At 53.4% G+C, this 18,110-nt stretch carries 17 protein-coding genes; 6 read left to right on the top strand and 11 right to left on the bottom strand.

The window, feature by feature from the left end:
- Nucleotides 1-142 precede the first annotated feature (142 nt).
- Entirely contained in the window at nt 143-1,144 is a 1,002-nt protein-coding gene (locus KJW29_RS16100; RefSeq protein ID WP_256975899.1) for an NAD(P)/FAD-dependent oxidoreductase, read from the top strand.
- Nucleotides 1,145-1,299: 155 nt separating this feature from the next.
- The gene (locus KJW29_RS16105) at nt 1,300-1,548 is read left to right on the top strand and encodes a hypothetical protein (RefSeq protein ID WP_143810377.1); all 249 of its coding nucleotides are present in this window, start codon (nt 1,300-1,302) and stop codon (nt 1,546-1,548) included.
- Between the two features lie 38 nt (nt 1,549-1,586).
- On the opposite strand, the gene sda is transcribed toward KJW29_RS16105, so the two are convergent.
- The 4 genes from sda to KJW29_RS16125 form a co-directional block, all read right to left on the bottom strand.
- Nucleotides 1,587-1,742: a sporulation histidine kinase inhibitor Sda gene (gene sda / locus KJW29_RS16110; RefSeq protein WP_306299342.1), complete on the bottom strand. Its 156-nt coding sequence runs from the start codon at nt 1,740-1,742 to the stop codon at nt 1,587-1,589.
- Between the two features lie 546 nt (nt 1,743-2,288).
- Nucleotides 2,289-2,459 carry a hypothetical protein gene (locus KJW29_RS16115; protein WP_214630548.1) on the bottom strand — a complete coding sequence of 57 codons (171 nt, stop codon included), beginning with the start codon at nt 2,457-2,459 and terminating at the stop codon, nt 2,289-2,291.
- Nucleotides 2,460-2,615: 156 nt separating this feature from the next.
- On the bottom strand, nt 2,616-3,293 hold the full coding sequence (locus KJW29_RS16120; protein WP_373271301.1) for a YheC/YheD family protein: 678 nt from the start codon (nt 3,291-3,293) through the stop codon (nt 2,616-2,618).
- 170 nt (nt 3,294-3,463) lie between these two features.
- The gene (locus KJW29_RS16125) at nt 3,464-5,626 is read right to left on the bottom strand and encodes a DNA topoisomerase III (RefSeq protein ID WP_214630549.1); all 2,163 of its coding nucleotides are present in this window, start codon (nt 5,624-5,626) and stop codon (nt 3,464-3,466) included.
- A 228-nt stretch (nt 5,627-5,854) separates the two neighbouring features.
- Here KJW29_RS16125 and KJW29_RS16130 point away from each other — a divergent pair, with 228 nt between their 5' ends.
- Nucleotides 5,855-7,021, top strand: a complete 1,167-nt coding sequence (locus KJW29_RS16130) for a metallophosphoesterase (RefSeq protein ID WP_214630550.1) — start codon at nt 5,855-5,857, stop codon at nt 7,019-7,021.
- A gap of 139 nt (nt 7,022-7,160) precedes the next feature.
- Entirely contained in the window at nt 7,161-7,838 is a 678-nt protein-coding gene (locus tag KJW29_RS16135; protein WP_214630551.1) for a metallophosphoesterase, read from the top strand.
- Between the two features lie 219 nt (nt 7,839-8,057).
- Here the strand turns inward: KJW29_RS16135 and KJW29_RS16140 are convergent, their stop codons facing one another.
- From KJW29_RS16140 to erpA, 6 genes are all read right to left on the bottom strand, one after another.
- The gene (locus KJW29_RS16140; RefSeq protein ID WP_214630552.1) at nt 8,058-10,031 is read right to left on the bottom strand and encodes an ABC transporter permease; all 1,974 of its coding nucleotides are present in this window, start codon (nt 10,029-10,031) and stop codon (nt 8,058-8,060) included.
- On the bottom strand, nt 10,006-10,782 hold the full coding sequence (locus KJW29_RS16145; RefSeq protein ID WP_214630553.1) for an ABC transporter ATP-binding protein: 777 nt from the start codon (nt 10,780-10,782) through the stop codon (nt 10,006-10,008). The genes KJW29_RS16140 and KJW29_RS16145 overlap by 26 nt, the downstream gene beginning before the upstream one ends.
- 149 nt (nt 10,783-10,931) lie before the next feature.
- Entirely contained in the window at nt 10,932-12,047 is a 1,116-nt protein-coding gene (locus tag KJW29_RS16150; RefSeq protein WP_246608740.1) for a sensor histidine kinase, read from the bottom strand.
- On the bottom strand, nt 12,037-12,816 hold the full coding sequence (locus KJW29_RS16155) for a response regulator transcription factor (RefSeq protein ID WP_214630554.1): 780 nt from the start codon (nt 12,814-12,816) through the stop codon (nt 12,037-12,039). The genes KJW29_RS16150 and KJW29_RS16155 overlap by 11 nt, the downstream gene beginning before the upstream one ends.
- Before the next feature lie 39 nt (nt 12,817-12,855).
- Nucleotides 12,856-14,673, bottom strand: coding sequence for a glycerophosphodiester phosphodiesterase family protein (locus KJW29_RS16160; protein WP_214630555.1), 1,818 nt, complete (start codon nt 14,671-14,673; stop codon nt 12,856-12,858).
- Between the two features lie 187 nt (nt 14,674-14,860).
- Nucleotides 14,861-15,223, bottom strand: a complete 363-nt coding sequence (gene erpA, locus KJW29_RS16165) for an iron-sulfur cluster insertion protein ErpA (protein WP_087570552.1) — start codon at nt 15,221-15,223, stop codon at nt 14,861-14,863.
- A 342-nt stretch (nt 15,224-15,565) separates the two neighbouring features.
- On the opposite strand from erpA, the gene mqnE reads away from it, so the two are divergent.
- Together mqnE and KJW29_RS16175 are read left to right on the top strand one after the other, a co-directional pair.
- A complete protein-coding gene (gene mqnE / locus KJW29_RS16170; RefSeq protein ID WP_087570551.1) occupies nt 15,566-16,669 on the top strand; it encodes an aminofutalosine synthase MqnE in 1,104 nt (367 codons plus the stop codon).
- A 66-nt stretch (nt 16,670-16,735) separates the two neighbouring features.
- Entirely contained in the window at nt 16,736-17,803 is a 1,068-nt protein-coding gene (locus KJW29_RS16175; RefSeq protein WP_214630556.1) for an NAD(P)/FAD-dependent oxidoreductase, read from the top strand.
- Here the strand turns inward: KJW29_RS16175 and KJW29_RS16180 are convergent.
- Nucleotides 17,800-18,075 carry a YuzB family protein gene (locus KJW29_RS16180; RefSeq protein ID WP_087570591.1) on the bottom strand — a complete coding sequence of 92 codons (276 nt, stop codon included), beginning with the start codon at nt 18,073-18,075 and terminating at the stop codon, nt 17,800-17,802. The genes KJW29_RS16175 and KJW29_RS16180 overlap by 4 nt on opposite strands.
- Nucleotides 18,076-18,110 lie beyond the last annotated feature (35 nt).

The following is an 18,110-nucleotide window of genomic DNA, read 5'->3' on the forward strand; positions in this document are numbered from 1 at the left end:
AATGTTCTTAGCCGATCGTATCATTTGACTCCTGACCTCGATCTCACAAATTTTAAAATTGCAGTAAAGTTATATATATCATACTCTCAGGCAAAGGCTTATAATGATAACCGTAACACTCAATTTACGGAGGTGCAGACAGTTGTCGGAGCAAGTAAATGAAAACGCTGTGGTTGATATTCTCATTATCGGAGGAGGACCTGCGGGGATGTTCGCCGCGTTCTATGGCGGCATGCGCCAGGCATCCGTAAAAATAATCGAAAGCATGCCTCAGCTAGGCGGTCAGCTAGCCGCTCTTTATCCTGAAAAATATATATACGATGTAGCAGGGTTCCCTAAAGTGACTGCACAAGAGCTCGTCGATCGGCTTAAAGAGCAAATCGATCTGTTCAAACCCGAGATATGTTTGGAAGAAAAAGTCGTAGCCGTAGTAAAAAAAGATGAACGTTTATTCGAGGTGACGACGGATCGGACCGTCCATTATGCCAAAGCGGTTATTATTACGGCTGGCGTAGGCGCATTCGAGCCTCGTCGGTTGGATCTTCCGGAAGCGGCCAGGTTCGAGGGCAGGAACCTCCATTACTTTGTAGGGGACTTGCAGCGCTTCAAGGACAAACGCGTTCTGATCAGCGGTGGCGGAGATTCCGCCGTGGACTGGTCTCTCATGCTGGAGCCGATCGCAAAAAGCGTCACACTCATTCATCGCCGCGACAAATTCCGCGCCCACGAGCACAGCGTGGAGAACTTGATGAACTCCAGCGTAAACGTCGTTACGCCCAAAGAAATTACGGCTTTGCACGGTGAGGATCTCATTACGAAGGTCACGCTCACAGACGTCAAATCGAACGAAACCTCCGATCTCGATGTAGATGCCGTCATCGTCAACTTCGGCTTTGTCTCGTCTCTGGGACCAATCGCAGAATGGGGCATCAACATTCAAGGCGGTTCTATCGTCGTCGATACGCGGATGGAGACGAACATTGCAGGCCTCTTCGCGGCAGGCGATATTACGACCTACCCCGGCAAGCTTAAGCTCATTGCCGTCGGCTTTGGCGAAGCACCGACCGCCATCAACAACGCAAAGGTATATATCGATCCAAGCGCGAAGCTCTCGCCGGGTCATAGCAGCAATATGAAACTGTAGCTTGGCCCGCGCGGCCAACTTTGGCGCAACATACATTACAAGGTTAAGGGTATCCTAAACTTGGCGATACGGGAGCGCGGTACGGCATCTGCCGTCCGAACGCGAAACGTGTGCGAGGGGCAATTGCTGCCTTTTCGTCCGAGGAGGGTACCCTTATGTTATGTCCGTTATGCAACGGAATTGTCGATACTATACAACTATGTGATATATGCGGAGGCGTGCTTACAGAATGCGGCAGATTAACGGATTGGACAGGACCTTACGAGCCTTACGGTCCACTGTCTGCCGGTCCCGAGACCGGTAGACCTTATGATGCCTCTGGAGATACATGCGTCCATATCGTCTACTGTGAAAGCTGCGGGCATCTTGGCGAGGTCATGGTGGCCGGCTGGCCTGTTGGATGATTGTCATGTCCGGCATGGAAGTCAGAATTCCCGGGAGATCAGGCCGGCTGTCTGCGATTCGCGTGAGCGGCGATATCCACGCCTCTGCGCTTTACTTCAATAGCAAGCATTCGTATGAAATCGGGCTCCAGCTTATATTCAATAGCGGCAAAATAGGTGTCAATGAGCAGGTCGTCGGATAATAATTCCATCATGAAACCTCCTTTTTTCCATCTCTTCCCTTTACATTTTTTAGTGTAGCATGCGACGAAATTCGGGACAACACGCCTTATTATGCACATAGGGATGTGGATACACTGTTAATGAAGTGTGAATAGATATCATAAAATGAGCAAAATCAGATGGTACAATGTGGATAGAGTTATCCACATCCCAAATAAGCTTCTATTCAATAAAAAACTTTAATCACCTTTTATAGTTCTATTAACGAAACTATTAGCATAGCTGCTTATTTAGACTTGGAAAGACGTAATAAAACGTCTGACGGTGATTCAAAAACCAAAAACGTCCGGTCACTCTTCGCCTAACGGACATTGAGGGGCTGTCTATTCATTGTGCAAAGATGAAATTGCGGGCAAGAATCCGGTAAGAAATGGACGGGAGCAATTGCAACGGAAATAAAAGGCGTTATTTCAGCAAAAAGCGGCACTTTGAAAATCTAACGGAACTGACAGCCCTTATGATGGGCAAAAGTCCGCGGTTTGCCTGGATTTCTCACGAATAACGTCGTAGAGTTCCGTTTAGACTTTAAAATCACGCCAAACGATCCATATAAGGGCTCTTATTTCCGTTAACACGTTGGCGATGATGGATTGCAGCTTCATTTCCGGTTTTGCACACAATGAATCGACGGCCTCATTGAGAACCTTATTGGCATCATCATCGTTCAAATTGGCTTCAATACGACCCAATAGTGTCTTTCCTGTCTGTAAGATTGGTCTGCGATTAAAAATCGGAAAAAAGCGTCGCTGGTGTCTGCTAGATTTTTTAACCTTTTGGTTCACAAGTCCGAGAGTTGCAATAATTCCTATTACAAAGAAAAAGACGGAGCCTCCTCCGTCTTCCCCTTAATGCGGCCTCGTATTGACTTCAAAGATCCATATTTTCCCATTTCTATCGATCCCGTAATCGAAACCTAATTGCCCGATTCCAGGATACTTCCGCTCCAGCACCCGGGTCGACATAACCGTCAGAGCACGCATCTTTGCTTTTTTGCCCTTTACCTGCGATGCGCCGAGCGAAGCGCGAATGCCTTGTCCGGCAGTCACCATGTCTCCTCCCTGGCTGAGGTTGGTCACGAACAATCCCCGTCTCGCGATACGGCCGACAAGCGAGCGATACTCCCAACCCGAACGAGTCTTCACGTATTTGACACGATAATCGATCGGTCTGCCGTTTACGGTAGCCAGTTGAATGCCCTTTTGAATCAAATAGCTCCTTTTCCCCGTTCGGCTGCCAAGTGCATGGACAAGTCCATCAAACGTCTGGAAACGCTGTGTGCGATCGCGGTACGTATGCGTAAATCCTCCAAGGTCCCTCGTTACCTTGATGACACCGCCTCCGCCGGATCCGACGATCGGCTTGACGACCACCATGCCATGCTGCTGGAGCATGCTCATTAGAGCATAAGGGCTATATTTCCGCGTTGGCGGAATATGCTGCACGAGCGACGGCTCGGCGAGCAGCGCTTCCGTCTTCGCCCACTTGCTTGCGAGCTGCCTGCCTCCATGATTATGAATCATCATATATTAAGAGCTCCTTCCCTACTACTCTTTCTCTCTAGTATATGGCAGGAATGTCCTCCTCTCGTGGATGATAGCCTTTAGCAGAAGCCCGAATTCCATAGAGAAAAGCGCCGCGACTGAACGTATCCGTTCCATTCGCGGCGCTTTATTATCATCCGTTTCGCAGAAATCTACTTGTTTTGCTTGGCTTCCAGCGCGGCCTTCAGCTTATCCGCCAGGCTGTTGCCAAGCGGCGCGCTCTCGCTGTATTGCTCGACGAGCCGCTGCTGCTCCCGCTTGTTTATGCGGCTCCCGTCCTTGTCGCCAAGCATCTCAATGACGTTGCATGGCTTACATTGCGCGTATTTGCCGGCTTTGCCGTCGTGAAGCTCCATCTTCTTGCGGCATTGCGGGCAGCGCTTGTTGAGCAATACCGGCTCCGAATGTCTGCGGTAGCCGCATTCCCGATCCGAACATGCCAACGACTTGCCGCGTTTCCCTTTCACCTCTACCATCGGCTTGCCGCATTCCGGACAGAACGACCCCGTAGCGTTATGAGGCTTGTACTCCTTCGTCTCCCGCTTCACCTCCGCAACCCAGCTTGCGGCCTGCGTGCGGATTCCTGCCATAAACTTCGCGGGATCTCCCTTTCCCTTGGCGATCCGCTCCAGCTCGCTCTCCCATGCCGCCGTCAGCTCGGGACTGCGCAACTGCTCGACGACAAGCTCGATTAGTTGCTTGCCCTTAGCCGTAGGAGCCAACGTGCTGCGGATCCGTTCGATCGTGTCGGTGGAGAGCAGCTTCTCGATAATATCCGCGCGTGTCGCCGGCGTACCCAGCCCGTGCTTCTCCATATGGGTCAGCAAAGACGCTTCCGTATACCGCGCAGGAGGAAGCGTGCGAAGCTCCTTGGCTGCAACGGATTTAAGCGGCAGTGAACCGCCAACGGACAGCGAAGGCAACGTTTGGGAAGGTTGTCGATCGCGCGCGCTCCCGCCATCCCCTTCATCGCTGTCATCGTCGTCTTGCAGCGGCTCGCTTCCGCCGGCGTATACTTCTTTCCAGCCCGCCGCCTTCTCTATTCGGCCTTTCGCGTGGAAGGACAAGCCACCGGCTACGATCGCAACGCTAGTCTCGTCGTAACGGTATGGCGGGTAGAACAGAGCAATGAACCTGCGCACGATAAGGTCGTAGAGTCGCCGTTCCTCGTTCGTAAGAGCGCCTAACTGCACGTACTGCTCTGTCGGAATGATGGCATGGTGGTCGCTGACCTTGCTGTCGTCCACGATCCGCTTGGTTACCTGCAGCGGAGCTCGCAGCAGCTTGCGCGCTAAAGCCGTGTACGGCCCGGTTGCGACGCTTTCAAGCCGTCCCTTGAGCGTTGCCGTCATATCGCTCGACAGATAACGGGAATCCGTCCGCGGATAGGTAACAAGCTTGTGCGTCTCGTACAGCCTTTGCAGCACGTTCGAAGTCTGCTTGGCCGAGAAGCCCAGCTTTCTGTTCGCGTCGCGCTGCAGCTCCGTCAAGTCGTAGGCCTGCGGATGCGGCTCGGAGCGCTCTGCGGTGCGCATTCTCTCCACCTTCGCCGTTCCCGCCTTTTTGGCCCGTTCGACAACGGCCTCCGCAGCTTCGCGCGTCCATAACCTTCCATCATGGGAATCGCTTTCGCGCCATTGTCCGCCAAAGCTGCCGAAGTTCGCCGATACGGTCCAATACGGCTTCGACTGGAATTCGGCAATTTCCCGTTCGCGCTCCATCATGATCGACAGCGTCGGCGTCTGAACCCGACCCGCGGCAAGCTGCGCGTTGTACTTGGTCGTCAATGCGCGCGTCATATTAAGGCCAATCAGCCAGTCCGCTTCGGCACGGCATACCGCCGACGCGTATAACGAGTTATAATCCTTGCCTGGCTTCAGAGCGGCGAAGCCGTCCTTAATCGCCTTGTCCGTCTGCGACGAAATCCAAAGCCGCTTAAACGGCTTGCGCCAATGGACGAGCTCCATAATCCAGCGAGCCACCAACTCGCCTTCGCGCCCCGCGTCGGTAGCGATAATCAGTTCATTCAAATCGTTTCTTTTGCACAGATGCGCCACCGTCTTAAATTGATGGGATGTTTCTTTAATGACCTTCAGATTCATCTTGTTCGGCAGCAGCGGCAAGTCCTCCAGATTCCATGTTCGGAACTTGACATCGTATTCTTCCGGCTCGGCCAGCGTAACCAGATGTCCAAGCGCCCATGTCACCACGTATTTCGGTCCCTCGAAGTATCCTTTCTGCTTCCCGCCGCAGCCGAGCACTCGCGCGATTTCTTTCGCTACGCTAGGTTTCTCGGCCAGCACCAACGATTTCATATGTCGCTTCCCCCCATCTCTTACTATCATGGTGACAAGATACCACAAGGCACGCCGAAGACGCAACGAAAGTGCAGGAATATCGTTCTCGAGAGCCTATGTCGACAGCTGCCCCAGCCTTCTCCGCGCGCCGGATTGGAAGCAGCCTCTCTTGCTGTGCTATAGTATTCAACAGCTTCAACTCTACTTCTATTCATTTACCAGATTCGCAAAGGAGCCTGATCATTCATGAAAGCTCGTACTTTGTTTACGATTATCGTCTTTCTCGCGATCTATTCCGCCATTGCCGTCTATATCGGCTGGAACGGCTGGCTGCTCATGTCCGAGCTCACCGGCTGGAGCGCTTGGCCCGCTTACGCAATAGTCGTCGCATTGATCGCGTTCGCGTATATTATCGGACGGCTGGGTCAGTCCACGCCGCTGCGGTTTCTAGCCGAACCCGCCAAATTAATCGGCTCGTACTGGCTCGCCTTGCTGCAATACGGCCTGCTTCTTCTGCCGATCACGGACGCAGCCGCTCTGGCGCTAATGCTCGCGGGAGCGGACAGAAATGTCTATGTCGTCGGCGTAGGCAGCGTCGCCGCTCTACTGCTGCTGCTCATTCTGACGGTAGGCACGCGCAACGCGTGGAGCCCCGTCATCAGGCGATACGACATTGCCATCGAGAAAAGCGCCGGCGACAGAAGCCGATTAACCATCGCCGTCGCGTCCGATCTTCATCTTGGCTCTGTCATCGGTCATCGCCATCTTAATCGGCTGATCGCCAAAGTAAGCGAGATTAAACCCGACATCATCCTTCTGCCGGGCGATGTGCTGGACGATGATCTGGAGCCGTTCGTGAGAAAAGGAATGGGAGCGACGTTTGGCAAGCTGAAGGCGCCGCTCGGCGTCTACGCCGTTACCGGCAATCACGAATACTTTGGAGGAAAGGTTCCGGAATACGTGAACGAGATGCGCAAAATCGGCGTACATGTCCTTATGGACGAAACGGTGGTCATCGAAGACAGCTTCGTCCTGATCGGCCGCAAAGACAAAGCTTCGGAAGGCCGCAGCCGGGATCGACGCCAATCCATCGCCGAGCTGGTAGAGCCGCTGGATGCCTCCAAGCCGCTTATTCTGCTGGATCATCAGCCGCTGGAACTGGGCGAGGCCGAAGCAAGCGGCATCGATCTCAGCCTATCCGGCCATACCCATCGCGGCCAGATGTTTCCGAATCATCTCATCACGCGGAGAATGTTCGAGCTGGACTGGGGCTACAAGCGCAAGGGCAAGCTGCACGCGATCGTATCTTCGGGGTTCGGCTTCTGGGGGCCGCCTGTCCGAACGGGCAGCCGCTCGGAGGTGCTTCATATCGAGGTCAGCTTCCTAAAAACATCTGCGCAGCGCGGGAGTTGATTCCATTCGTGCTTGTCGTCCATTGTTCGTTCGAATGGACCGCGGCGGGCAATCGCCGAGACCTCTTGCGGGAGACGGCTGTATATTATACATGAGAACCCTCTGTACAAGTACGAGGACGAAAGGTAGTCGATCGCAAGTGATCCATCAGTCATCCATAATCGCGGAAACACGATTGCTCGTCATATCCGACATACACGGACACAAGGATGGCTGCCAGAGACTGCTGGAAGCTGCCGCGTACGACCCGATCGTCGACACGCTAATGCTTTTAGGCGATTATATCGACGCGGATCAGCCCGCAAGCTGGAGCACGCTTGACTTTGTGCAGAAGCTTGTAGAAGGAGGCGCCAAGGCCATCCCGGGCAATCAGGAGCTAAAGCTAGCCTCGATGCTGAGGCGCAGAGGCTCAGCCTATCGCAGATATGCCAGTTGGATTGGGAGCTTGCCGCTGTACATTAAAGCGCCTCCCTATTTGTTCGTTCATGCTGGCGTAAGGCCCGGCCGTACGCTGCGATCTCAGACCGTAAGCGATTTGACGGAAATCCGCGAGGAATTTTATCTTCAGCCGGAGAGTAGGCTGCCAGGCAAATACCGTATCGTATTTGGCCATACGCCAACCTTTAAGCTGGGAGCTCCGTCAGGCCTGCTATGGGCGGATTCGAGAAGGATCGGCATCGATACGGGCGCGAAACACGGCTGTCGTCTGACGCTGCTCGACCTGTCCGGGAGCATCGCTTATTCCTGCCAGACCTTTGGCGGATACGTCAGCGGCAGCGAGGTGCGGATGGAATCCGTAGCCTCGCTGCTCGCGTGAGAAAACCTCTATCGAGGCCTCTCGACGATGAGCGACCTCCAGCTTTGCAAAGCAAAGCCGCTTCGGAAGCATAAGGTAGGTTTTATCGCCAATAAGAAAGTCGTTTTCGAGGATCGAAAACGAATACTTTCTTATGTGGTAACAAAACCGGCCCGCCGCCACCCTCAAGGGGAAGCGGCGGGCCGGTTTTCGTTGTCGGCATACCCTTTATTCGGTTGCTTAAACCGCCGTTACCCGAGTCAAGCTGCGCATATAGCTGCCGCTTGCCAGCAAGAAGTACAGCGTCTGCATGACGATATAGGCGCCGATCACGACAAAGGAGTACAGCCAATTTGACGAACCCATCATATTGTCGAGCGATTTCATCGCGAACAGCGCGTGCACGATGCCGACGGCGCAAGGGACGTAAAACACGATCGCGATCTGGCTGACAACGATGCGCCGAATTTCCTTGCGCGTCATGCCGATGCGCGCCAGTCCCTTATATTGGGACTGATCCTCCTGCAGCTCCGTAAACAGCTTGAAGTAGATCATGCTGCCTGCCGCGATAAAGAACAATAAGCTAATGAACAGACCGATGAACAAGATCAGCGATGTCTCCGCCTTCATGTCGACAAAACGTTCGGGACGCGTGAAGTCCTTTTCGCCCCTCATCGTCTCGGGCACGAGCTCCGACAGCTTCGCGACAGTAGGCGCCGCCTTCTCCCAGTTTTTTAGCTCAATGCCATAGAAAACGCGTTGCTCCTCCTCCGGCATGCCGGAGAGAAGATCTACGAAACTCAGGTCATCCATGACCATTGTATAGAAATTCGAATCAATCCAGTTGTTCGCGACTTTGACGTTCGCGGAATCCGCGACCGGCATTTCGAAGCGTTTTCCATTGAGTACGCCGACAGCCCTTCCGGGACCTAACGTCGTACTGAAATTATTGGAATACAGCAAAGTCAACTTGCCGCTTTCGACCTTAATGGCCGGTTCTCCTTGCTGCTTCGCAAGTTTGTTGTAATCCGTTGCGGATATGATGAAGAGGGATAATTCAGGGCTGGACTCCTCCCAGTTCTCCCATCCGATCTCCCGACTGGAGTTTTCAAAGGTGAGATGGTATTGTTCCAAAGCTAAACCGACCGTCTTCGTTTCTCTCGATATGGAGTAACCATCCGACTTCAGAATCTCGCGAAGCTGCTTCTGATCGATGACCTCCTGCGAATGGAGGCCTTTTTCAACGTAAGCCAGCGAATAAGGCGAGCTTTCCAGCATTTGCTCTCTGCTCTGAATCTGCATAATATAGACGGTTCCCATGGCGGTTAGAATAACGGCGCTCAGTATGGAGACGACGAACAGAATTCGTGCGTTGTCTCTGATCTTGTAGCCGAGCTGGGCGAAGATCAGCATGTTCGTTCGGCCATAGTAGATGCCCTTCCGATTTTGAATCCATCCGATAAGCAGAACGCTGAGCTGCGTAAACAGGAAGTAGGTGCCAACGACGACCGTCACGAGAATCGGCAGCGACAGCACGACGAACGTATTCGAATCCATCATGTATGCCATTGCATATCCCGATAGAAGGCAAGCCGCGGCAAGCGTAACAAGCCAGCGCGAGTAGACGAGCCTGCCCTTCGGCTTTCTGGCCGCCTTTAGCATATCAATAATCTCCGTGCGGCCCATACGAACCACCGTCCAGAGCGAGATGGCAAGGAACAGGGCGAAGAACCCGCCGGCGGTTAACCATACGGCTTTCAGCGGAACGGCGAAGGCGATGCTCTCCTGCATATCCAGCAGCGCCCCCAACGCCATAAAGAACAGCTTGCTAAACAATACGCCGAGCAGAATGCCCATGCCGATCGCTAGTATTGCGATGACCATGTTCTCGTACACGACGAGCTTGCGCAGCTGCTTCTTTGTCATGCCGAACAGCGAGAATAGACCGAACTCCTGCTTTCTCGTCTTTAAAAACGCCGAATTGGAATAGAGAATGAACATGAACGAAAAGATGATAATCAAGTACAGGCAGAACGTCATGCCGGAACGGACCTTGTCCGCTTGCAAAATATGCCCGCTTACTACATCGGGATGATAGATGAATGCCGCATAGATATAAAAGATCATGACCGAGAATACGCTGCTGAGGAAAAACGCGCCGTACGCTCTCCAATTGCCCTTTACATTGCTAAGCGCGAGCGAACGGAACGTCATCGAAATTCCCTCCCAACACGCTTAACGCATCCAATATTTGCTGAAAGAACGCCTGACGGTTGCCGCCCTTGCGAATCTCGGAGAAAAGCTTGCCGTCCTTGATAAACACGATTCTCTCACAATAGCTCGCGGAGAACGGATCATGCGTGACCATGAGCACCGTAGCCTTCAGCTTCTCGTTCATCTCCTTCAGCGCATCCATAACATCCTTTGCCGACTTGGAATCGAGATTGCCCGTCAGCTCGTCCGCCAGCACGAGCGAAGGCTGATGAATGATCGCCCGCGCGATAGCCGCGCGCTGCTTCTGTCCGCCGGACACCTCGTAGGTGCGCTTGTTCAAGATGGCGGAGATGCCCAACATTTCCGCGATCGGGGATAACCGCTGCAAGATGGACGCCGGCTTCATGCCTTCCAGCACTAGCGGCAAAATAATATTTTCCTGAATGGACAACGTATCGAGCAGATTGAAGTCCTGGAAGACGAAGCCGAGCTCCCGGCGGCGGAACAGCGCCAGCTTGTTCTCCATGAGCTTTACGGGATTGACGCCGTTAATCTCGATTGTCCCCGAAGTAGGACGGTCGATCGTCGCAAGCAGATTCAATAGCGTCGTCTTGCCGCTCCCCGACGGTCCCATAACGCCTACGAACTCCCCTGCTTCTACCTGGAGATCGATATCCTCCAATGCCTTGTATACGACATTGCCTTTGCTGCTATATATTTTGCCAAGACCTTGCGCTCTTAGTACGCTCATCGCTTTCTTGCTCCTCCTCTATTGCCTCTTATTGATTTCCATACCGTTAGTATAGACCCATACCGGAGGAGCAACCCATCGATTTGCCTTTCAAAATAGTCCCCGCAACCTTACATTGTTGTCACGTTCGAACTTGCCGCATGGTCTCCTTACGCCATCACATGTATGCCGGCCGGCCGGAAAGTCAGTATGACCGTCGTACCCGCTCCCAGCTCCGATTGAATCTTCACGCTGTGACCGAGTTTATCAAGCACCTTCTTCGTCAAATAAAGCCCCATCCCCGTCGACTCGCCCGTCGTCCGTCCGTTCTCTCCGGTAAAGAAGGCGTCGAAGACGCGACCAATATCCTGCGGCGCGATGCCAATGCCTTCGTCGGCTATGGCCAGCTCAGCCTTGCCATCCTCCAGCTCGCGCAGACGGAAGGCAAGCGTCTTCGAGCCCGGTTTATGTTTGCTGTATTTAATAGAGTTGCTCACCAGCTGCTGAAGAACAAAAACCAGCCACTTCTCGTCGGATTCCACCCATAACTCTCCCTCTACCTTGGGATAGATGGAGTGGCGGATGAGCAGCCGCTTGTGATTATTAATCGTCGTCCGTACGAGCTCATGCAGCGGCAGCCTTCGAATATGCGTATCCAGCTCAAACTTGTCCAGCCTGGCCGTATGCAGCATCATCTCCAGTCCTCGCGTCAGCCGCTCCGTCTCCTCCAGCACGCTGGCTGCCATCGCCTGCTGCTCCTCCTCCGTGCTCCAGCCCCGCTCTGCTCCTTCTTGCATGTGCAAGTGAATCACGGAGAGGGGAGTCTTCATATGGTGCACCCATTGGAGGGCAAAATGGTTTTGCAGCTCCTGGCTGCGACGGTGCCGGCTAAGCTCGCCAAGGAATGCGCGGTGCTGCTCCTGCAGCAGCTCCATGACAAGTCTCTGTTCGCCCGTGACGCCGGCCGTTACGATCGCGCTGGACTGCAAGTCGTTCGTACGCGCAAGAGCTTCCTTCACTTGCTTAAGGAAATATCTTTGGCGGTAGTAATCCGCCGTGAACCAGGCAATAAGCGCGACGAGGGCCAATAACAGAAAATAATAGACGGTCCCAGGTTCCACCATGCCGGGATATCGTGCCATCTCCAGCATCAACAAAGATACGGCGAGCAGGACAATGACGATTATACATACGATATAAAGCAGCCTGTCCTTTAAGAACACCCACAGCATATTTCCTTCGCGCCCGGTAACGTAAGTATCGGAGGATGCTCCCTCATGCCTCATGCCCGTCATCCTCCAGTTGTTCCATCGACAGCTTGTAGCCTTGCCCCCGAACCGTCTCGATGATCTTCGGCAGCCCCAGCTCCTCCAGCTTCTTGCGAAGGCGGGTGACGTTTACGGTCAATGTGTTGTCGTCGACGAACTGCACGTCATCCCATAACGCTTCCAGCAGTTGCTCCCGCGGAATAATATGTCCCGGCTTGCCTAGAAGGCATTCCGCCAGCAGGCACTCGTTTTTCGTCAGCTCGACGCGTTTCTTTCTCCACTCCAGCTCGTTGCGGCTGGGATACAGCTTCAATCCTCCCGCCGAAAGCCCTGCTACGCCGGATACCGCAATGCCGGCATTGACGCCCAATGCCGCTTCGCTTTGAAAGGGACCTGCGTGCTGCTGCGTTGGCGTCGCGTATTCCCCGTAAACCCGCCTGAGCGCGCCTCTCACCTTTGCCATCAACAGTTCCAGCGCGATCGGCTTCGTAATGTAATCGTCCCCGCCGTTCTCGATCGCCATCACCTGATCCATCTCCCCCGCCCGTGCGGAGATAAAGATGATCGGCACGCTGGAGCGCGTCCGAATTTGCCTGCACCAATAATAACCGTCGAAGTACGGCAAGTTAATGTCCAGCAACACAAGCTGGGGACCAAATGCCTCAAGTTGCGGCAGCAGGTCCCTGAAGTCCGTCGCGGCTGAGGCTTCGTAGCCGTATTGCTCCATTCTGCCCCTTAGAATAGCGGCAATCTTCTCGTCATCCTCCACGATAAATATTTTGTACACGGCATCCCTTGCCTCCTTGCCTCAATATTCGTTCTCCCGTCAGAGGTCAAGCTCCACCATGGTCTGCGCCCGCGCCGGATAGTCCGTAATAATGCCGTCGATCCGATATTTGAGCACTTCCTTCATATTGCGGCTGCTGTTGACCGTCCAAACCCACACCTCGCGGCCATGACGATGCGCCTCGTCGACCAGCTTGTTGGTCAGCATGACCTGCTCGATCGTATAGAAGTCAACATCCAGAGTCGTTAAATCTCCTAAAGCGAAGTAAAGAATCTGTCCGATGCGGATGTCGGGGTTCAGCGCGCGGATGAGCGACAACGACTTGCTTTCGAACGACTGGATGTAGACGTCCTCCTCCATCTCGAACGCGGTCACCAGCGCCACAACCTCGCGGACCAGCGATTCTCCGTCCCCATATGGCTTAAGGTCCAGCAGCACTTTGATGTTGCCCTTGGCCTCCGCCAGCACCTCCGAGAGCAGCGGGATCCTCACAATCTCGATCTCGCCCTGCTTCTCTTCTCCTGCCTCCTCGCCCTCCGGCGGAATTTCGTAGGTGCCGATGGTCAGCTTGGACAGTTCATCGTACGTCAGCTCGCTGACCCGCTTCTTGAGGCCCGCCATGCGAAGCAACTGATAGTCATGATGCAGCACGACCGTTCCGTCCGCAGTCAGCTGAACGTCCAGTTCCACCGATTGGTAGCCCTTTTGAATCGCGGTGCGGACGGATTGCAAAGAATTTTCCGGCGCCGATTCGAAGTCGCCGCGATGCGCGGACACGAGGACGTTCCACTTCGCATAGACGAGACTGTCGTTCGCCTTGTAGCTGACGAGCAGCGCCAGGCAAAGATAGACAAGAGCCAGCGATGCATACACAATCCGCTTCCGTTTCACCCTGGACAGCAGCTTCGTAATACGCCGCTCCAGCCTACCTAACAGCAAGCTGCGCGACATCTGCAGCCGATCCTCCACATCTATGCCGAAGCGCAGACCATATTCGTAATAGAGCCTTGTCAGATAGATCAGGTTAAATGGCATCACTAACAATGTCAGCATATAGGCAAGCAGCGTCGACAGCGTCAGGGTATAGTGGTCCGTAAACAGTTTAAGCACATTATTGTCCAGCCATGCAGGCAAATAAGATACCGTTGTAATCAGCACGAATCCGATGCCTAGCACGAGTCCGTTAAACACGAACAGGGCGAAAAACAAATGGAGACGCTTGCCCTTCGTCATCGCCGAGCTGCTGCGGATCGCCTCGGTAATGCTCTGCCCTTCCAGCACGATAAAGTGCAGGACGAATATCCAGCGCAGCACAATGTACAACGTAATCGCCACGATCAGTATATAGATGGCAATCATCAGCTGCGATCCGTTAAACACTCGCGTATTCAGAAAGATCGGTACATTAAAAAGCCGGTAAAACGCTTCCGATAACGGCGAATCGACGAACGGGATAAGGACCAGCAGCAAGAAGAGAAGCTGGACCAGACCGAAGCCGAACAACCGCGGCGTTCTGCGCAGCGTCGTCAGGAGCGAATCCGCGATAAGCACGTTTTGGCCAAAATAATGTTTCTGGGCAATCGTAATGACGACGCCCAGCTCGATAAACAGCACGAACGAAGCGATCACTCCGATCGCAAGCAGGCCGGCAACGCCTTCGTAGCTGTATCCCAGCCTGTAGATGTCGTTATTAAGCAACGATCCGGTGCCGACCACCCACATCACTTTGTTGAATATATAATTAAGCAGCGGAAGAATCGCGAAGCTTGTCAGCAGCATAAACAAATATTCGAAGACAAGCAACTTCTTGTAGATAAGGCGGAAATCGCGAATGCTCCTGCCAAGCGGTGTAATCATCGGCATTCATCCTGTTCTGAAGTAGAGTCTCCTATTATTATACGCTTACAAAGGTTGTTCAAAAAAGTCCAATTTTGTTTGAATCCTTAAAAACAACAAAACCTCCCTCGCCGCCCGGAAGGAATAACCCGGGACAGCTGGGAGGCTGGGGCGAAAAAGTTCGCCAATCAATCTTGAGCTCCGATGTTTAGCACTCGCCTTCGGCAGCCGGCTTGCCCGCGTCCTTCGCCGTACGGAAACTGGAGCCGCAGCCGCATGTAACGCTGGCGTTCGGATTATCCATTGTAAACCCGCCGCCCATGGCGGACTCTTGGAAATCGATGACGAGACCGTTCAAATATTTGATGCTGTCCGAATCTACGACCACCGGAATACCGCTCGACTCCAGCTTGTGATCGCCGTCATTCACTTCATCGTCGAAGCCCATGCCGTACGAGAAGCCGCTGCAGCCGCCCTCCTTGACACCGACGCGCAGGGATAATCCCGGCGTAGCTTCCTGCTCCAGCATTTCTTTTATTTTCTCAGATGCAAGCTCACTGATTGTGATCATGCTTCATCCCTCCATTCACTTACTTATCCATAGTATACTCCAGCGGGACGCGATGCTCAAGAAGCAACACGTTTTCCTGGCCCCTAATAGACGCTGGACGAGCCTCTTAGACAACTCCCATACTTTTTTAGGTTGCCCCTGCTACGTGTGAGGTTTATAATGGTTACAGAAAATCGAATGATTTTTTCTCGGAATGAAACGCGCTGCGCCGCCCAATTACGGCATGGCCGTTTCATCTTGTGTTATTTTTTTCACAAACCAACCATAACAGTAACTATCGTGAATCCCAAGCCTTATGCGGATGGACCGCACAATCGGGCACGGGATCAAGGAGGCGTCGCCATGAACGTAATCGTACCTACGCAAGAGAAACAGATGATGTCTATCGTCGACAAAGTGCGTCATGGAGAGCGCTTGTCGCTTGAAGACGGCGTTTTCTTATATCAATCGGATGATCTGCTTACAATCGGACAACTTGCCAACGAGGTTGCGATTCGCAAGAACGGGAAAAAGGTATATTTTATCGAGAACATGAGCCTCTACTTCACCAACGTATGCGAAGCGCATTGCGCGTTCTGCAACTTCCGCAAGGACGAAGGAGATCCGGGCGCTTATACGCTTAGCGGCGAGGAAATGATCGCCTATGTGGAGCAGCATTTCCACCCGGGCGTGCGAGAATTCCATATCGTGGGCGGCCATAACACGCATGTGCCTTTCCAATATTATGTGGATTCGCTCAAGGCGCTTAAGGCTCGTTTCCCGGAAGTTACGCTGAAGGCATATACGGCTGCCGAGATCGACTTCTTCTCGCGGATCAGCGGCTTGTCTTACAAGGAGGTCCTGCAGGAGCTTATGAAGGCAGGACTGGAGTCGCTGACAGGCGGCGGCGCAGAGATTCTGTCCGATCATTACCGCAAGAAGATGCGCGTGGACAAAGCGGATGTATCGCAGTATCTCGACGTCCATCGCACGGCGCACAACCTCGGACTGCGCACTCACACGACCATGTTGTACGGATCCATCGAGTCGAAGGAAGACCGTGTTCGCCATCTTATCCATCTGCGCGAGCTGCAAGACGAGACGAACGGCTTCCTCGTGTTCATCCCGCTCTCGATGCAGCCAATCAATCCAAAAGCAGGCATTCGCCGCCGAAATTCGGCGTTCGAGGATCTGAAGACGATTGCGATCAGCCGTTTGATGCTGGACAACTTCCAGCATATCAAAGCTTATTTTATCAACATCGGCGTTCAGTTGACCCAGGTTGCTCTTACGATGGGCGCTTCCGATGCGCATGGCACGATCGTAAAGGAAAAGATCAGCCACGCTGCGGGTGCTCTGACACCCGAAGGCATTACTCGCGAGGATCTGATCTGGTTAATCAAGGGAGCGGGTCGCATCCCGGTCGAACGTGACACTTTCTACAACGAAATCAAGATTTATGAATGAGTAATCCCTATCTCTCAGGCGCAACCTACTATCACACATCACGAACTCTTGGAGTTGGAAAACGAAATGAGAAATGTAGTTATATTAGGCGGCGGCTATGGCGGCGCCGCCATCGTGAACGAATTGATTGAACATGGCCTGCCGCATGACGTTTTCATTACGCTTGTGGATCGAATGCCATTCCAGGGACTGAAGACGGAATATTACGCGCTTGCGGCAGGAACGGTCTCGGATCTCGAGCTGCGCGTGAAATTCCCGGTCGACTCCAGGGTCCAATATGCTTACGGCGAAATTACGGATATCGACATGGAGAACGAACTTGTTCACGTGGAAGGCCATGAGCCTCTTTCCTATGACTGGCTCGTCATCGGTCTCGGATGCACGGACAAATATCACGGCATCGAAGGCGCCGAGGAGTTCTCGACAAGCATCCAGACATTTTCGGCTTGCAGGAAAACTTATGCGCAATTAAATGATGTGAAGCCCTACGGGCAAGTGACGATTGTCGGAGGCGGATTAAGCGGAGTGGAAGTTGCAGCCGAGTTGCGCGAGAGCCGGCCCGATCTGAACATTCGCATTCTGGATCGCGGACCAAAGGTGCTGTCGGCATTCCCCGGCAGATTGCAGAACTTCGTCGCCGACTGGTTCATGGAGCACGGAGTCGAGATGCGCGGCCATGTGGGGCTGACCCGCCTCGAGCAAGGCATTCTTTACGACGCCAATTCAACGGGTCCCATCTATACGGATGTTACCGTATGGACGGCCGGCATTCAGCCGGTGGAGCTTGTACAGCGCATGGACTTGCCTAAGGACAATCAGGGTAGACTAATTCTGAATCCTTATCACCAACTGCCCGATCATAACAATGTGTACGTCGTAGGCGACTGTGCGGCGCTGCCGCTCTCTCCGAGCGGTCAAGCTGCCGGCGCTCAGGGCAAGCAGATCGCAGAGGTGCTGCACGCGATCTGGCACGACAAGACGCCGCGGCTTGGCAAGATTAAGCTGAAGGGCGTTCTTGGCTCGCTCGGCAAGAAAAGCGGCTTCGGCATTATGGGCGGCACGCCGATTCTTGGCCGTGTTCCCCGTCTCGTCAAGAGCGGCGTGCTCTGGCGTTCCAAGCGCCATCTTGGTTAATCAAGGTCGTCCAGCAGCTTGTCCAGCGCTTCGCGATCGGCTTGCTGCTGCTTGAGCGACTCGATTATCGCCTCGTATAATTGATCCACGTCGTCGACGGCTACGATTGTTCCGTCCACCAGCGCGTAAGGGCTAAGGTAACATTCGCCGCAATTGCCCAGACAGCCATATTCGGTCGTTTCATAATCGTCGTCTTCTTCGAAACGGCGCATAACCTCGTCCGTGCCATGGTGCATATTGCTGGCGCAAAATTCAATTAATGGTTTTATCATCATTCGGTATCACCTGACTTTTAAAGGTTGTTCAA

The sequence above is a fragment of the Paenibacillus agaridevorans genome (assembly GCF_018604145.1).
In the GTDB taxonomy this organism is placed as follows: Bacteria; Bacillota; Bacilli; order Paenibacillales; family Paenibacillaceae; genus Pristimantibacillus; species Pristimantibacillus agaridevorans.

Excerpts from the sequence above, each read along its gene's own strand:
- KJW29_RS16105 (WP_143810377.1), top strand. The coding sequence starts at position 1,300 with ATGTTATGTCCGTTATGCAACGGAATTGTCGATACTATACAACTATGT.
- sda (WP_306299342.1), bottom strand. The coding sequence starts at position 1,742 with ATGATGGAATTATTATCCGACGACCTGCTCATTGACACCTATTTTGCC.
- KJW29_RS16120 (WP_373271301.1), bottom strand. The coding sequence starts at position 3,293 with ATGATGATTCATAATCATGGAGGCAGGCAGCTCGCAAGCAAGTGGGCG.
- KJW29_RS16125 (WP_214630549.1), bottom strand. The coding sequence starts at position 5,626 with ATGAAATCGTTGGTGCTGGCCGAGAAACCTAGCGTAGCGAAAGAAATC.
- KJW29_RS16130 (WP_214630550.1), top strand. The coding sequence starts at position 5,855 with ATGAAAGCTCGTACTTTGTTTACGATTATCGTCTTTCTCGCGATCTAT.
- KJW29_RS16140 (WP_214630552.1), bottom strand. The coding sequence starts at position 10,031 with ATGACGTTCCGTTCGCTCGCGCTTAGCAATGTAAAGGGCAATTGGAGA.
- KJW29_RS16145 (WP_214630553.1), bottom strand. The coding sequence starts at position 10,782 with ATGAGCGTACTAAGAGCGCAAGGTCTTGGCAAAATATATAGCAGCAAA.
- KJW29_RS16150 (WP_246608740.1), bottom strand. The coding sequence starts at position 12,047 with ATGAGGCATGAGGGAGCATCCTCCGATACTTACGTTACCGGGCGCGAA.
- KJW29_RS16160 (WP_214630555.1), bottom strand. The coding sequence starts at position 14,673 with ATGATTACACCGCTTGGCAGGAGCATTCGCGATTTCCGCCTTATCTAC.
- erpA (WP_087570552.1), bottom strand. The coding sequence starts at position 15,223 with ATGATCACAATCAGTGAGCTTGCATCTGAGAAAATAAAAGAAATGCTG.
- mqnE (WP_087570551.1), top strand. The coding sequence starts at position 15,566 with ATGAACGTAATCGTACCTACGCAAGAGAAACAGATGATGTCTATCGTC.
- KJW29_RS16175 (WP_214630556.1), top strand. The coding sequence starts at position 16,736 with ATGAGAAATGTAGTTATATTAGGCGGCGGCTATGGCGGCGCCGCCATC.
- KJW29_RS16180 (WP_087570591.1), bottom strand. The coding sequence starts at position 18,075 with ATGATAAAACCATTAATTGAATTTTGCGCCAGCAATATGCACCATGGC.